Source organism: Komagataeibacter oboediens (assembly GCF_018491655.1).
In the GTDB taxonomy this organism is placed as follows: domain Bacteria; phylum Pseudomonadota; class Alphaproteobacteria; order Acetobacterales; family Acetobacteraceae; genus Komagataeibacter; species Komagataeibacter oboediens.
Genome location: NZ_JABLUU010000004.1, coordinates 13,361 through 28,673, shown reverse-complemented (window position 1 = coordinate 28,673; position 15,313 = coordinate 13,361). Strand labels below are relative to the sequence as shown.

Here is a 15,313-nt window from a genome sequence, read left to right as displayed (position 1 = left end):
GGAGACGGCAACCAACAGTCAGTTGTGGAAACTGACCTTCACCTCGGGGACAAACCTTGCAGAAATTTCCGATGACAGGCCCCGGCCTGGAACGGCTTGAAGACGAACTGCGCAAGCTCAAGAGTGAAGAACGCCCCGCGATCATTCGCGCGATCGCCGAAGCGCGGAGCCATGGCGATCTTTCGGAAAACGCGGAATACCACGCAGCCCGCGAACGCCAGTCCTTTACCGAAGGCCGCATTCAGGAACTGGAGGAAATCGTCTCCTCCGCCGAAGTGATCGACCCTGCCTCCCTGTCAGGCGACCAGGTAAAATTCGGCGCACGCGTCAAACTGGTGGATGAAGAAACCGACAAGGAAGCGACCTACCAGATCGTGGGCGTGTACGAAGCCGACATCAAGCAGGGGCTTCTGTCCATTTCCTCGCCGCTTGCCAAATCACTGATCGGCAAAAGCATTGGTGACACCGTGTCCGTCCCCGCCCCCGGCGGCGACCGGACGTACGAAATCCTGGAAGTCATCTACCGCTAGGCGCACCCGACCGTGATCACGCTTGAAGACATCACCGCCGCCGCACAGCGGATAAAGGGGCGCGTGCTGCATACGCCCACCGTGCCGTGCCAGACACTTTCACGCGCGACCGGCGCGGATATCGTGCTCAAGCTCGATAACCTGCAGGCTGTCGGTTCATTCAAGGAACGCGGGGCCGCCAACAAGCTGGCCCTGCTGACCCCGCGCGAACGTGAACGGGGCGTCATTACCGTTTCGGCCGGCAACCATGCACAGGGCGTTGCCCGTCATGCTTCCCTGCTGGGTATTGACGCGGTGATCGTCATGCCGCGCTTCACGCCCGTGGCCAAGGTCACGCGCACCGCCGCATGGGGGGCGACCGTGGTGCTGGAAGGTGACAACTTCGCCGAGGCGACGGCCCACGCCAACATGCTGTGCCAGCGCGAGGGGCGGGTGTTCGTCCACCCGTATGACGATCCCGAAGTCATGGCTGGACAGGGCACCTTTGCCCTTGAACTGTTCGAGGATGCAGGGCCGCTGGATACCTTCGTCTGCCCCATTGGCGGTGGCGGCCTGCTGTCGGGCTGCGCGGTCGCGGGGCGTGCGCTGCAGCCCGACATGGATATCGTGGGCGTGCAGGTGGAAAACTATTCCTCCCTCGCCGGTTTCCCGGGTGATGAGGTACTGCCGCCGGGCGGGGCCACCATCGCCGAGGGCATCGCGGTGCTGCAGATCGGTCGGCAGCCGCTGGAAGTCATTCGCGAACTGGTATCGAATGTGCTGGTCGTGCCCGAAAGTGCGATCGAGACCGCGATCACCATGCTGGCGGAAGGGGCCAAGCAGGTCAGCGAGGGCGCGGGCGCAACAGCCCTTGCCGCCGTGCTGACCTACCCCGAACTGTTCCGTGGCAAGCGGGTGGCGCTGCCGGTGACGGGTGGCAATATCGACAGCCGCATTCTGGCCAATACGCTGCTGCGTTCGCTGCTGCGTGACGGGCGGCTTCTGTGCCTGAAAATGGAAATACCCGACCGCCCCGGCGTGCTGGCCGATATTTCGCGCAAGATCAGCGATGAAGGCGGCAACATCATCGAGGTCTCGCACCAGCGCCTGTTCACGACGCCCAGCGTGCAGGCCGCCGAGCTTGAAGTCATGATCGAGGCCCGTGATCCCGACCATGCCCGCGCGCTGGAAGCGGAACTGGCCAAGACCTATATCGTGCGCCGCGCCTGAATCTGCGGGTTCAGGGAAATACCACGACATAAAAAAACCTGCGGGGCATATACCCCCGCAGGTTTTTTGAATTTGACAGACAATTAAACGTTTTCGGGTATCGGCTTTTTTAAAGAGCGGCATTCTTTAAATGCTTTTGAAAAAAAGCTTTACCAAAAACTTTTATTATTTTGTCCCGAACAGACGGTCGCCCGCATCCCCAAGGCCGGGACGAATATAACCATGTTCATCCAGTCCCCGGTCAATGGCGCAGGTCACGATGCGCACATCCGGGTGGGCCTTGCGCAGGCACGCGATCCCTTCGGGGGATGCCAGCAGGCAGACAAAGACCATGCGCGCGCAGCCCGCCTGCTTCAGCCGGTCGATTGCAGCAACGGCGCTGTGTCCCGTCGCCAGCATGGGGTCGACCACCAGGCAGATGCGGTTGCCGACATCATCAGGCAGCTTCAGATAATATTCGACCGGTTCCAGCGTTTCAGGGTCACGGTACAGCCCGACATGGCCGATCCGTGCCGAAGGCACCAGATCCAGCAGCCCGTCAAGAATACCGTTTCCCGCCCGGAGGATGGAAATCAGGCACAGCTTCTTGCCCGCAAGCCGCCATGCCTGCATGCGCTCCATGGGGGTGTCGATTTCCACGGGTTCCAGCGGCAGGTCCCGCATAGCCTCATACCCGATCAGCAGGCTGAGTTCGCGCGCAAGGTTCCGGAATTCACCGGTCGAGGTCTGGCGTTCGCGCATGAGTGTCAGCTTGTGCTGCACCAGCGGGTGGCTGACGACAATCACGTCATCATCATGCGTGGCGGATGCCTGGGTCATATCTGTTCCTTCAATGCCATTTCATTTCCGTGATAAGGTAGCGCCATCACGCGGGACGAAAGTCAATGCCAGTCCGTTCATGCAATAGCGCAGACCGGTCGGCGGCGGCCCGTCGGGAAACACATGACCCAGATGGCCATGGCAGTGGCCGCAATGCACTTCCGTCCGGGTCATGCCGTGGCTGGTGTCGGTCGTGGTGCCCACGGCACCCGGAATCGCCTCAAAAAATGAGGGCCACCCACTTCCGCTTTCGTATTTCGCACCGGAACGGAACAGCGGCGTCCCGCATCCCGCGCAACGATATTCTCCGGCACGCTTTTCATTGTTCAGCGGGCTGGAACCGGGGCGCTCGGTCCCGTGTTCGCGCAAGATGCGCAGCTGTTCCGGGGTCAGGCAGCCACACTGCGCCCCACTGGTGTTGGCGGTATCGGTCATGACGATTTCCTTCCTCCGGCAGACAGGCATTTCATGCCTGCTTTTTTTAGGGCATCATGCCACCCAAAATAAAACAGGGAGACAATAACCCATGAACGACCAGGCACGCGCACACAAGGCACCCCGTCCCGTCATGCTGGCCATCCTTGATGGCTTCGGCTGGCGCGAGGACCCGGCGGACAACGCCGTCCGGTCCGCCCATACCCCCACATTCGACAGGCTGTGGCAGGCGGGGCCGCATGCCTTCCTAAAAACCTGTGGGGAGGACGTCGGCCTGCCGCAAGGGCAGATGGGCAATTCCGAGGTCGGTCACCTGAATATCGGCGCGGGCCGGGTGGTGATGCAGGAACTGCCGCGCATTTCTACCGGCCTTGCGGACGGGTCGGTCGCACGTGGCGCGGTCATGCAGGATTTCATTGCCGCGCTGAAAAAAAGCGGTGGCACCTGCCATCTGCTCGGCCTTGTCTCCCCCGGCGGGGTCCATGCCCATCAGGACCATGCCATAGCCCTTGCCCGCATCGTGCGCGAAGCCGGTGTGCCCGTGACATTCCATATCTTTACCGACGGTCGGGACACCGCCCCGCAGTCCGGGCATGGCTATGTCAGCCATGTGCTGTCCGCCTTGCCCGATGGCGTGCGTATCGGCACCGTATCCGGCCGGTATTACGCCATGGACCGTGACCGCCGCTGGGACCGGGTGGAAAAAACCTACAATGCCATTGTCGCGGGGGCGGGTCCGCGGGCGGGCGACGCGCTGGAGGTACTGGACCGCGCCTATGAAGCAGGCATAACGGATGAATTCGTAATCCCTACCGTGATCGGGGAATATGGCGGCATGCGCGACGGGGATGGCGTGCTCAGCTTCAATTTCCGCGCCGATCGTATCCGGCAGCTGCTCGATGCCCTGCTGGAACCGAATTTCGAAGGCTTCCGGCGCACCAGGCTGGTCAACCTTGCCGCCGTGACCGGCATGACACGCTACAGCGACCGGCTGGCGGAACTGATAACCGTGCTGTTCCCGCCGCAGGAACTGCATGACCTGCTGGGCGATGTGGTATCGGCCGCCGGCCTGAAGCAGATCCGCATGGCCGAGACCGAGAAATATCCCCACGTCACTTATTTCCTCAATGGCGGACGCGAAGGCGAACTGCCGGGCGAGGATCGGGTGATGGTTCCCTCCCCCAAGGTCGCGACCTATGACCTGCAGCCCGAAATGTCCGCGCCGGAACTGACCGACCGCGCGGTCGAGGCCATAAAAAGCGGTAAATACGACCTGATCGTGCTGAACTTCGCCAATGCCGACATGGTGGGCCATACTGGCGTGCTGTCGGCCGCGATCAAGGCGGTCGAGGCCGTGGACCACGGGCTGGGCCGCATTGCGGACGCCATTCACCATATGGGCGGCGCGCTGCTGGTCACGGCAGATCACGGCAATGCCGAAACCATGTTCGACCCCGAAACCAACGGCCCGCACACGGCCCATACACTCAATGTGGTACCGGTCGTCCTGACCGGGGTGAAGGGGGCGGCACTGCATGACGGTCGCCTGGCCGACCTTGCGCCCACGCTGTTGCAGCTTATGGGCCTGCCCCAGCCTGCGGCCATGACCGGCCGCTCCCTGCTGGATGGGGCCACGCCATCCTGACATCCGGCCTCCTGATCCTGACGACCCGCTGGCGTGGCCGGGTCGCCTGCGGGGCCGTTCTGGCCTGCTGCATGGCGACAGCGGCATGGGGTGCGTCCACGCTCCATACGCCAGCCGCGACGACACCCGCCCATACCGCCACCCATGTGCCCACCGCGCGCGAACAGCGCATACGCCAGCAGCTGGAAGCCGCGCGGAGCGCGCGTGAAAACCTGATCGCGCGCCAGCAGCAGCAGGCGCACGATCTGGAAGAACGCCGCAAGGTGGAACAGGAAGCCCGCGAACAGGCCCGTCAGGATGCGCAGAAAGCCGCCAGCCTGTCCGCCGCCACGGTCGACGCGACCGCCCGCCTTCAGCGCACCGAACAGCAGGCCGCCGATCTGGACAGCCGCATTACCGACCTGCACACCGAACAGGCCGCCCTGCGCCAGCAGCTTGCCCGCGAGATCGCGCGCCTGTCGCCCCTGCTGCCGCTGGCGGAACGCCTGTCGCTTTATCCCGCCGACACGCTTCTGGCCGTCCCCCTGCCTGCCGACCGCGCGGTTACCGGGCTGCTGGTGGTGCATGGCATGATGGGGGATATCGCCAACCAGACACGCGCCATCCATGACCGCCGCACCCGGCTTACGCAACTGGACGGCGAACTGGCCCAGCAGCAGCAGCAGATGCGTCAGGTCGTCAGCGAACGCGAAAGCCAGCGCGACACGGTCAACCGCGCGGCCCATGCGGCGCTGGAGGCGCAGCAGCGCTCCAACGCCGCCGCCGCCAGCGCGGCACAGGCCGTCGAGGATGCGGCGCGCCGGGCGTCCAGCGTGCAGGACGCCATCGCCCGGATCGAGGCGACGGAAGAACAGGCGGAAAAAAATCTGGAAGAAGCCGCCCGCGCCGCCGAACGCGCCCACAACATGCAGGCAGCAGCCGCCGCCCGCAGGCAGGCGCATGAAATGGCCACGGGCGCAGGCCCCGGCATTACGCCCGCCACCAGCGCCAGCGCCGGCGCGCCCGTGGCGGGCACGGTACTGACGGCATGGGGCCACCCCACCGAAAGCGGCCCGTCAACGGGCATTACCTATGCGCCACCATCACGTGCGACCGTGCGCGCGCCCTGCACGGGCCGTATTGATTTCGCGGGCGCGTTCCGCACCTATGGCCAGATGATGATCCTTGATTGCGGCAAGCATTACCGTTTCGTCCTGGCAGGGCTGGGGGAAATCGCGGTGGCGGCGGGCCAGCAGGTCAGCCATGGTGCCGCGGTGGGACAGATGCCGCAATGGAGTGGTGGCGGCAGCAGGCCCACCCTGTTCGTGCAGTTGCGCCACGGGGGCAGCACCGTCAATCCGGCCCCCTATCTGTGATTTCGGTGCGAGACGGTTTTATCCCCATGCAGGTTCGGTATATGCTGCCTGCCCGTGACGAACGGGCAAGATCACGTTACAACGCAACACGAAGAGTACATGCAGGCCAGCCAGATCATGATGGCGGGCATCCAGGAGACAACGACGCATGAAGTTCCGTAATGGCTTGCTGATCGGTTGCGCCTTTCTTGCAGGGATCGCGGCAGCCCCGCAGATCGCACGTTATTCAGCCAGCGGATGGGACCATATCGCCCCCATGGCCCATGCGGCGGATGCTGTCGCAAAGGATGACAATTCCCCCCATGAGATCGAACAGCTCATGTTCCTGTTCGGTTATGTACTGGAAAAAGTGAAGGCCAATTATGTCGAGCCCGTCTCGACCCGCGACCTGATCACCAATTCACTCAACGGAATGCTCAGCGGGCTGGACCCGCACAGTTCCTACATGACGGAAAAGCAGTTTTCCGACCTGCAGGTCCAGACCAAGGGATCGTTTGGCGGCCTGGGGCTGGAAGTACAGGGCGAGGACGGGCATGTGCGTGTGGTCTCCCCCATTGACGACACGCCCGCCGCCCGCGCGGGCATCAAGCCCGGTGATTTCATTGTTGCGATCGACGGCAAGAATATCGACGGTCAGCCGCTGGATCAGGTCGTGACCCAGATGCGCGGCAAGCCCGACACCCGCATCACGCTGACGCTGATCCGTGAAAAGGCGCCCAAGCCCGTCATCGTCACGCTGACCCGCGCCATCATCCCGCTGCAGGTCATCAAGTCCGCGCTGTATGACAATATCGGTTATATCCGAATCGCGCAGTTCAACGAGGAAACGCAGTCCGGCCTGCTGGCCGCGTACAAGAAGCTGCAGGCCCAGACACATAACAAAATGGCTGGCCTGGTCATCGACCTGCGGTCCGATCCGGGCGGGCTGCTGACGCAGGCCATCGACGTGGGGTCCGACTTTGTCCGCAGTGGGGAAATCGTCTCCACCCGCGCGCGTCACCCACAGGACAGCCAGCGCTGGGATGCCCATAACACCGACATTACCAATGGCCTGCCGATTGTCGTGCTGATCAATGGCGGGTCGGCCTCGGCCAGTGAAATCGTGGCTGGCGCGCTGCAGGATCACCAGCGTGCGGTGCTGCTGGGTGAAAAAACCTTTGGCAAGGGATCGGTGCAGACGATCCTGCCCATCCCCGGCGAAGGTGCGATCCGCCTGACCACGGCGCGTTACTACACGCCGTCGGGCCGCTCCATCCAGGGGCTGGGCATCATACCCGACATCCCCGTGCGCGAAGCGCATGACGACGCGGGCTACAGCATCCACGAAGCGGATCTGGCGCACATCATCAAGAACCGTGGCGGCAACACCGCGCAGCCGCCCTCGCGCACTGACCTGCCCGCCATAGCCAAGTCCATCCCGGCGCAGCCGCCCGCCAACTGGCCCACATTCGATCCGACAAAGCCCTCGACCGATTTCCAGCTTCAGGAAGGGCTGCGGGTCGTCCGCTCCATGGCGGGCCTGCCGGTTCCGGCTGAACCGCCGATCCATGACGACAAGACGCAGGCGACCGCCGTGCCGTCCGCATCCGTCCCGCCCAAGGCCGCAGCGCCTGCCGCCCCTGCGGGCACGCCGGCGACACCGACAACGCCCGCCACCCCATCCGCCCCGGCGGAAAAGGAAAGCCCGGCGACACCGCCTGCCGCCCCTTCGGCACCGGCGCCCGCCACACCCGCCCACCCCTGATCCAGCCGGAAGCCTGCCATGACTGACCTGCCCTACCGTCCCAATGTGGGGGCGCTGCTGTTCAACCGACAGGGCAAGGTGCTTGTCGCACGCCGCACCGACATGGACGGCGCGGGCGGTCCCCCGGATCAGGGCGTGTGGCAGTGCCCGCAGGGCGGCATAGATGAAGGGGAAGACCCGCAGACCGCCGTCCTGCGCGAGCTACATGAGGAAATCGGCACCAATGCCGCCGAAATCATGGGCACCTATCCCGAATGGCTCAGCTACGACCTGCCCGCGCACCTGATTGGCAGGGCGCTGGGCGGTCGTTACCGGGGCCAGACGCAGAAGTGGTTTGCCCTGCGCTTTACGGGTCAGGATTCCGATATCCGGCTGGATACGCACATGCCTGCGGAATTCGATATGTGGAAATGGGTTCCGCTGGCCCAGTTGCCGCTGCTGAATGTCGGCATCAAGAAAGACATCTACACGACGCTTGCGGCGTATTTCGCCCCTTACGCCATTGCTGCCTGAGGCATAAGCCCCGCGTGCACGAGGGCGGTCATGGTTTTGCCCCGCAACAGGGGGGCAAGGTCAAGCCCGGCCATGTCCTCTGCCCCGATCCAGCGCAGTTCCGCAATTTCGGCCGCGGCATCCGGCGTGCCGTGCAACTGCCCGGTCCAGATGCGGGCCTGCACGGTAAAACCGGGTTCGTTGGCCGCCACGTCGGTAAAATCGCCAGACAGTTCCGTCCCCGGCGTCAGGGCACAGCCCAGTTCCTCGCGTATTTCACGTATCAGTGCCTGTTCGGGACGTTCCCCTGCATCGGGCTTGCCACCGGGCAGCATGAAGGCCGTCGTGCCACGCTTGCGCACGACCAGCAGGCGTTCGCGCACGATAATGGCCGCACACACAACCCGGATGATACCTGACATGACGACTGATCCCCCTGCTACCCTCAGAAAATTGGTAAAAAGATAAAAGTTCCTGTGTACTGTCTTTTGCCTGAGCGACAGTATCCCTCGAAGGATTCCAAAAAAAAACAGCAGCAGGAACTTTTATTATTTATCAATTACTCACCCCGAACCACTCCGTTACTTATCTCCACCCTTGAGCGGCGACATGAGAAAGCAGAAGGGTACGACAAGCATGCAGCCTATGCCAAGAATCATGAAGACCTCGTTATAGGCCAGGATGGCGACCTGACGCTGGAATTCCTTGTACAGCCGTCCCATGGCCACATTATTCAGCGCCCCCTGCGCATACCCGCGCATGACGGCCACCGCGCGACCATGGGCCAGATATTCGTTGAACGGCTGGTGATAGGGCGTCATCCAGTGGACCATCTGGTTCTGATGCGCCTGACGCAGTTCGGTCACCAGCGCCGTGGCCCCCGAAATACTCAGTGACCCCAGGACGTTACGTGCCATGCTGAATAGGGCCGACCCATCGGCATTCAGTTCGCGTGGAAGCGTGGCATAGGTAATGGTGGAAATCGGGACGAACAGGAAGGCCATCGTACCGGTCTGGCTCATGCGGAACAGGACCAGATGGCGGAAATCCAGATCGGGTACCAGTTGCGCCGACCACAGCATGGACACCCCCATGAGGAAGAAGCCGAACGCGATGATGTAGCGCAGCTGGATATATTTCATCCCGATCCCCACCAGTGGGATCAGCACAATCACCACCATGCCGCCGGGCGACAGGATCAGGCCGGACAGGGTGGCGGTATAACCCATGATCTGCTGCGAAAACTGCGGCACGATAATGGCCGAGGAATACAGCAGCGCCCCCACCGCGCCCATAAGCCCGGTGCCCACCGCAAAATTGCGGTCCTTGAACACACGCAGGTCCACCGCCGGATTTTTCGCCCGCAACAGCCAGACAACCGCGCCCCCAATGCCAAGGAAGGCAAGGATGGCCATGATGACGATCATACGCGAACCGAACCAGTCCTCGTCCTCACCGCGGTCAACCGCCACTTCCAGGCAGCCGAAGCCAATGGTGATCAGACCGATGCCCACGAAGTCCAGCGGTGCCTTCTGCTTGCGCGCCCATGGCGGGTCCTCGACCATGATCGACACCGCAATGGTGGCCAGCATGCCCACCGGCACGTTGATGAAGAACACCCACCGCCAGGAATAGTTATCGGTGATCCACCCCCCCAGCGACGGGCCAAGCACCGGCGCCACGACGGTGGCGATGGCGGTCAGGCCGAAGGCGGCGGCCCGTTTGTCGGGCGGGAAGGTGTCAAGGATGATGGACTGCTGGTTGGGCTGTAGCCCGCCCCCGAAGAACCCCTGCATCAGCCGGAACAGGATCAGTTCGGGCAGGCTGGTGGAAATGCCGCACAGGAACGACGACAGCGAAAACATGGAAATACAGATCAGGAAGTAGTGCCTGCGCCCGAACAGCTTGCCCAGCCAGCCCGAGATCGTCAGCACGATCCCGTTCGCCACCAGGTAGGATGTCAGCGTCCATGTCGCATCATCATACGTGGATGACAGGTTCCCCGCGATATGCGGCAGCGCCACGTTGACGATGGTAGTATCCAGAATTTCCATGAAGGCGGCCACCGTCACAACCACGGCGATCAGCCATGGATTGTGTTTCGGTTTCCAGTTCGTGCCATCGGCTGCCCCGGTGGATGCTGCCTGCGCGCTCATTCCGTGTGGACCGTCGGTTCAACCGACAGGCCGATCGACAGCGGCAGGTCCTGTCGCAGCCCTTCATCAATCAGGATCTTGACCGGCACGCGCTGCACGATCTTCACATAATTGCCCGTGGCATTTTCCGGCGGGAAGGCGCTGAAGGTCGCCCCCGTGCCCAGCTGCAGCGAATCAACATGTCCCTTCAGCTTCAGAAACGGATAGGCGTCGATCGCGATATCCACCTTCTGGCCCGGGCGCATGTGGGTCAGCTGTGTTTCCTTGTAGTTCGCCACAACCCATATTTCGGGTTCGACCACGGACACCACGGTCTGGCCTGCCGTGACATAGGTGCCACGTTCGATGTTACGCTGTGAAATCCAGCCGTCATGCGGGGCGCGGATCTGCGTCCATTCCACGTTCAGTTCCGCCTCGCGCAGCTTGGCTTCCGCCTGCGCAAGCTGGGCCTGCTGTTCGGTCACGCGGGCTTCGGTGCTGGAAATATTGGGAATGACCGGCAGGGCGGTTTCAAGGTTGCCCTGTGCCTCGAGCACCTTCGCCTTCGCCGCATTGAGGGCCGCAGTGGCGTAATCGATATTCTGCTGCGATGTCGCCTCGCGGGTCACGCCATGCTGGCGGCGATAATCGGTTTCCGCGCGGAACTGCTGGGCCTGCGCTTCCACCAGCTGGCCCTGCGCCACCATCAGGTGACCGGGGAAGTTCTTTTTCGCCACTTCCGCCAGCAGGCTGTAGTTGCGGACCTGCGCACGCGCGATATCCACGGCTGCCGCCGCCTGATCGCGCTGGGCGCGCCAGTTGCGGTCATCAATGCGGGCAATGACATCGCCCTGGTGAACGAACTGGTTATCGTTCACCAGCAGTTCGGTCACATAGCCGGATACATGGGGAGCCACCGCCACGGCGCGACCGGCGGTAAAGGCGTCATCCGTCTCGACTTCATTGCGGTGCAGAAACCAGTACAGCCCGGCCAGAACGGCCACCACCACCAGAACGCCGATCAGGATCACCTTGCGCCGGGGGGAAGCCTTTTCCTTTTCCTGTTCGTGCCCTTTATCCTGTGCGGTCTGTCCGTCTTCAGGTGCCTTGCCTTCGTCCGCGGCCATCTGCTTCCCTCATCATCACTTTGATTGCAGCCCCTGATCCTGTCATCCACGCATTGACCGAACGGGTCGGTCAATCCATGGCACGAAGCTTGCAACACTTCAACCGCCATCACCGGCCCGGATGCACATTCAGCGCAGTTTACAGCGTAAAGGCCTGATTGCGCACCATGCGGGCATACAGGCCATCTTCATCCATCAGCGCATCATGCGTGCCACATTCCACCGCGCGGCCCTGCGCCATAACCACGACAAGATCGGCTGACCGGACGGTGGACAGGCGGTGGGCCACCACAATGGTCGTGCGCCCCTGACGCAGGTGCGTCAGGGCGTTCTGGACAATGGCTTCGCTTTCGCTGTCCAGCGCGCTGGTCGCTTCATCCAGCAGCAGCACGCGCGGATTGCGCAGCAGCGCGCGCGCCAGCGCCACGCGCTGCCGCTGCCCGCCCGACAGGCGCTGCCCACCGGGCCCAACCACGGTGTCATATCCGCGCGGCAGGGCCCGAATGAACTCGTCCGCCGCCGCCGCGCGGGCGGCAGTGCGTACCTGTTCATCACTGGCCTGCGGGTTGCCCATGCGGATGTTGTCCATGACCGACAGGTCAAACAGCAGCGTGTCCTGACTGACATAGGCAATGGCATCGCGCAGTTGCGACAGGACCAGACGACGCAGGTCCACGCCATCCAGCGTGATGCGCCCGCCCGATACATCATGCAGGCGCGGGATCAGCGACAGGGCGGTGGATTTTCCCGCCCCCGACGGACCGACAAGGGCCACGGTCAGGCCGGGGCGTGCCACGAAATCCAGCCCCTCCAGCCCCATGCGGCCATCGGGGTAACGGAACGTCACCTGTTCAAATCGCAGATCGCCCCCGCCGGGCGGCAGGTCGATCGCATCGGGCGCCTGTGCCACGGCCACGGGCTCATCAATCACGTCAAACACGCGCTGCAGGCCGCCAAGGCCCTCCTGCAATGCGATATTGAGCGTACCCAGCGCGCGCAGCGGCCGTGCCGCCAGCAGAAGGGCCGCGACAAACCCCGAAAAATCGCCCAGCGTGGCACCACCCTGCGTCGCCCGCCACCCGGCAAAGCCCAGCACGGCCGCCACCGCGATCCCGCCCAGTACCTCCAGCATCGGGTCCACGCGCGCACGGCCCCGGGCAATTCGCAGCAGGCCGGCATGCAACCCGTCCAGCACATGCGCCGCCCGGCGCTCTTCCGCCTCTTCCAGCCGATAGACACGGATCGTGCGCGACTGGCTGAAGCTTTCGGTCAGCATCGCGCTCGTCTCGCCCACCTGTTCGTGCACGCCACCGGACTCGCGTCGCAGGCGCTTGCCCAGCCTGCGCACCGGCATGGCCGCGATGGGATACAGCACGGCTGCAATCAGGCTGAGTTCCCAGTCCATGTAGAGCATGGAGGCAATCAGCCCCACCACCGTCACAGCGTCACCAAGGGCGTTGGTTGCGCGGATCATCGCCTCACGAATCGCGACCGCGTCGGTGGTGAAACGGGCGGCAATCTGGGCCGGGGCCTCGGTTTCGATGCGGGAGATGTCGGCATGGACCAGATGGTGGAACATGCGCTGCTGCAGGCCGCGTATGACCAGCAGCACCAGCGACTGCACCGCGATCGACTGCCCGTACTGCGATATGGCCTTCGCCACCGTGATCACCACCACCAGCAGCGGCACCTGATACAGGATGCGCGGGTCATGATCGGCAAACATGTCCAGCGCACGCTGGATGACCAGCGGATACAGCGCACTGAAAATGGCCATGAGCGCGGTCAGCACCATGACAGCCAGTATGCGCAGCTTGTGGCAGGCCAGTTCATCATGCCACAGCCGTCGCATCAGGCTGCGTGACGACACCATATCCGTGGGTGTGGCCTGCCTGTCGGGCGTGGGCGGTTTAATCGCGTTCATCAATCGGGCTATAGCCGCATGGCTGCCCAAAACAAAGGGCCGCGACACACGGTTACAAATTATGTCGCGTCGGCAGGACCGTCCCGCAATACCGCGTTCATACGCGCCACACAGTCCGCATGGCCTGCGGTGCAGCCATTTTCCAGCCACCACTGCCGCACCTGCGCCAGCACGCGGCCCACCATGGCCCCCGATGCCCGCCCGGTGGCCATGATATCGCGCCCCGCCAGCGGAAAGACCGGCTTTTCCATACCATCCAGCCGGGCGCGCAGGGCGTCCCATGCCGCGTCCCGGTGTCCGGCACGGTCGGCCTGACGCAGCCATGTGCGCCACAGCAGATCACGCAGCGCATGATCGGCCAGCATGGGCGCCAGCACGTCGTCCCCCATGCCGGGCAGGGGCACGGGGTCCGCACGTGTCTGTGCCAGCGCCATGGTGTCGGCACGCGACAGCTTCAGCCGCCGCGCCACCTCCCGCACGTCACCCGATACCAGGGCGGCAAGGCGCAGCACCGCATCCGCTGGCGCGCCACACGACAGCAGGCGGGCAAGGCGGCCAATGTCGTAGCCTTCGGGCAGGACATGGCCCAGCACGCCGCTGTCGTGCATCTGGACCAGCGTGCGTGTCACGTGCGGCCCGACCAGGATACGGCGCAGTTCCGACCACACCCGTTCCACCGACAGGCGGTCGATCATGCCGGACAGGGCAGTGATGGCCGCAATGGCGTCGGGGTCGGGCGCGGCGCCGCCATAACGGGCCTGAAACCTGAAAAAACGCAGAATGCGCAGCGCATCTTCCGCAATGCGCTGCCGGGCATTTCCCACGAAGCGGATACGCCCTGCCGCAAGGTCGGCCTGCCCGCCAAAATAGTCATGCACGACGCCTGCGCTGTCGCACGACATGGCATTTATGGTGAAATCCCGCCGGGCCGCGTCCTCACGCCAGTCATGGGTCCAGGCCACGGTGGCGTGGCGGCCGTCGGTTTCCTCATCACGGCGCAGGGTCGTGATCTCGAACGGGTGGCCGTCCAGCACGGCGGTGACCGTGCCGTGCGACAGGCCCGTGGGCACCACCCGTATCCCCGCCTGTTTCATGCGCGCCATGACCTCATCGGGCGCGTGCGGGGTGGCAAGGTCGATATCCGACACCCCGCGCCCGCACAGCAGGTCGCGCACCGCGCCGCCCACCAGCCGCGCATCGGGCAGGATGCCCCATATCCGCGCAAGGTGCCCTGATATGTCGGGCATGTCGCGCCGCAGGCCATCAAGCGGGTCGGTGCCCGTCATGGGCAGGTATCATCCGGCATGACGGACAGGGGGAAAAACGCATGCTGGCTCCATACCCCCAGGCAGGGCACGCCGCGGCAGCTGCCTTCCACCGCCAGCGCCGTCAGTTCGTAATAGACAGGGCGCGCGATCCTGGCCTCGATCGGCAGCGCGCCGTCCCCGTCGCGCACATGCAGGTAGGGCACCGGCCCCGTGCCGCAGCCCTCGCACGGCACGTCCCATGCACAGCGAATCGGGTGCTTCGGTCCCGCGCAGATCACCTGGTCCACATTGGTGCGGAATGACAGTACCTGCCCCCGCCCACAGCCATGCCATTCCAGATGGGTCGCGACGAAGGGCGCGTCCTCCACCTCGATCGTGCCCTGCTCGACCGGGGTCTGCAGGCGGTAGCCACCCTGCGCATCACGCCGCAGGGTGGATGCGAACAGGCAGACCATCGTCTTGCGGCGAATGGGGGAGCCACGGTACAGCCATGTCCCGTCCCGCCGGATCAGGAACGGCAGCGCGCCGCATGTGCCCGCCGTCCGCCCCATGGAAAGGGAGGGCATGGTCTCACCTGTCTCGAAATCGTCCATCAATTGCGTTAACCCGACACTATGGAAGCTGCTGGAC

At 63.8% G+C, this 15,313-nt stretch carries 14 protein-coding genes; 6 read left to right on the top strand and 8 right to left on the bottom strand.

The window, feature by feature from the left end; all coding sequences use genetic code 11:
• Positions 1 to 56: 56 nt before the first annotated feature.
• Positions 57 to 530, top strand: coding sequence for a transcription elongation factor GreA (gene greA / locus HNO79_RS04955; protein ID WP_029329197.1), 474 nt, complete (start codon positions 57 to 59; stop codon positions 528 to 530).
• A gap of 12 nt (positions 531 to 542) precedes the next feature.
• Complete coding sequence (locus tag HNO79_RS04950; RefSeq protein ID WP_048855664.1) at positions 543 to 1,739, top strand: threonine ammonia-lyase; 1,197 nt, start codon at positions 543 to 545, stop codon at positions 1,737 to 1,739.
• 165 nt (positions 1,740 to 1,904) lie between these two features.
• On the opposite strand, the gene upp is transcribed toward HNO79_RS04950, so the two are convergent.
• Positions 1,905 to 2,558 (bottom strand): uracil phosphoribosyltransferase, encoded by a 654-nt coding sequence (gene upp, locus HNO79_RS04945; protein WP_010512796.1) that lies wholly within the window; start codon positions 2,556 to 2,558, stop codon positions 1,905 to 1,907.
• Between the two features lie 21 nt (positions 2,559 to 2,579).
• On the bottom strand, positions 2,580 to 2,993 hold the full coding sequence (msrB, locus tag HNO79_RS04940; protein ID WP_010512795.1) for a peptide-methionine (R)-S-oxide reductase MsrB: 414 nt from the start codon (positions 2,991 to 2,993) through the stop codon (positions 2,580 to 2,582).
• 91 nt (positions 2,994 to 3,084) lie between these two features.
• On the opposite strand from msrB, the gene gpmI reads away from it, so the two are divergent.
• The 4 genes from gpmI (at position 3,085) to HNO79_RS04920 (ending at position 8,250) form a co-directional block, all read left to right on the top strand.
• Positions 3,085 to 4,638, top strand: coding sequence for a 2,3-bisphosphoglycerate-independent phosphoglycerate mutase (gpmI, locus tag HNO79_RS04935; protein ID WP_110507061.1), 1,554 nt, complete (start codon positions 3,085 to 3,087; stop codon positions 4,636 to 4,638).
• Between the two features lie 71 nt (positions 4,639 to 4,709).
• The gene (locus HNO79_RS04930; protein WP_110507060.1) at positions 4,710 to 5,993 is read left to right on the top strand and encodes a murein hydrolase activator EnvC family protein; all 1,284 of its coding nucleotides are present in this window, start codon (positions 4,710 to 4,712) and stop codon (positions 5,991 to 5,993) included.
• A gap of 148 nt (positions 5,994 to 6,141) precedes the next feature.
• A complete protein-coding gene (locus HNO79_RS04925) occupies positions 6,142 to 7,737 on the top strand; it encodes a S41 family peptidase (protein ID WP_048855660.1) in 1,596 nt (531 codons plus the stop codon).
• Positions 7,738 to 7,755: 18 nt separating this feature from the next.
• A complete protein-coding gene (locus tag HNO79_RS04920) occupies positions 7,756 to 8,250 on the top strand; it encodes an RNA pyrophosphohydrolase (RefSeq protein WP_200409623.1) in 495 nt (164 codons plus the stop codon).
• On the opposite strand, the gene HNO79_RS04915 is transcribed toward HNO79_RS04920, so the two are convergent.
• The 6 genes from HNO79_RS04915 to HNO79_RS04890 form a co-directional block, all read right to left on the bottom strand.
• On the bottom strand, positions 8,232 to 8,651 hold the full coding sequence (locus HNO79_RS04915) for an NUDIX hydrolase (RefSeq protein WP_214165021.1): 420 nt from the start codon (positions 8,649 to 8,651) through the stop codon (positions 8,232 to 8,234). The two genes, HNO79_RS04920 and HNO79_RS04915, sit on opposite strands and share 19 nt — an antisense overlap.
• Before the next feature lie 159 nt (positions 8,652 to 8,810).
• Positions 8,811 to 10,385, bottom strand: a complete 1,575-nt coding sequence (locus tag HNO79_RS04910; protein ID WP_010512788.1) for a DHA2 family efflux MFS transporter permease subunit — start codon at positions 10,383 to 10,385, stop codon at positions 8,811 to 8,813.
• Entirely contained in the window at positions 10,382 to 11,491 is a 1,110-nt protein-coding gene (locus tag HNO79_RS04905; protein WP_048855656.1) for an HlyD family secretion protein, read from the bottom strand. The genes HNO79_RS04910 and HNO79_RS04905 overlap by 4 nt, the downstream gene beginning before the upstream one ends.
• Positions 11,492 to 11,630: 139 nt before the next feature.
• Positions 11,631 to 13,415, bottom strand: a complete 1,785-nt coding sequence (locus tag HNO79_RS04900) for an ABC transporter ATP-binding protein (protein WP_214165022.1) — start codon at positions 13,413 to 13,415, stop codon at positions 11,631 to 11,633.
• Between the two features lie 59 nt (positions 13,416 to 13,474).
• Positions 13,475 to 14,701, bottom strand: a complete 1,227-nt coding sequence (locus HNO79_RS04895; RefSeq protein WP_214165023.1) for a CCA tRNA nucleotidyltransferase — start codon at positions 14,699 to 14,701, stop codon at positions 13,475 to 13,477.
• Positions 14,698 to 15,276, bottom strand: coding sequence for a DUF1285 domain-containing protein (locus HNO79_RS04890; protein WP_214165024.1), 579 nt, complete (start codon positions 15,274 to 15,276; stop codon positions 14,698 to 14,700). The genes HNO79_RS04895 and HNO79_RS04890 overlap by 4 nt, the downstream gene beginning before the upstream one ends.
• Between the last annotated feature and the right edge of the window lie 37 nt (positions 15,277 to 15,313).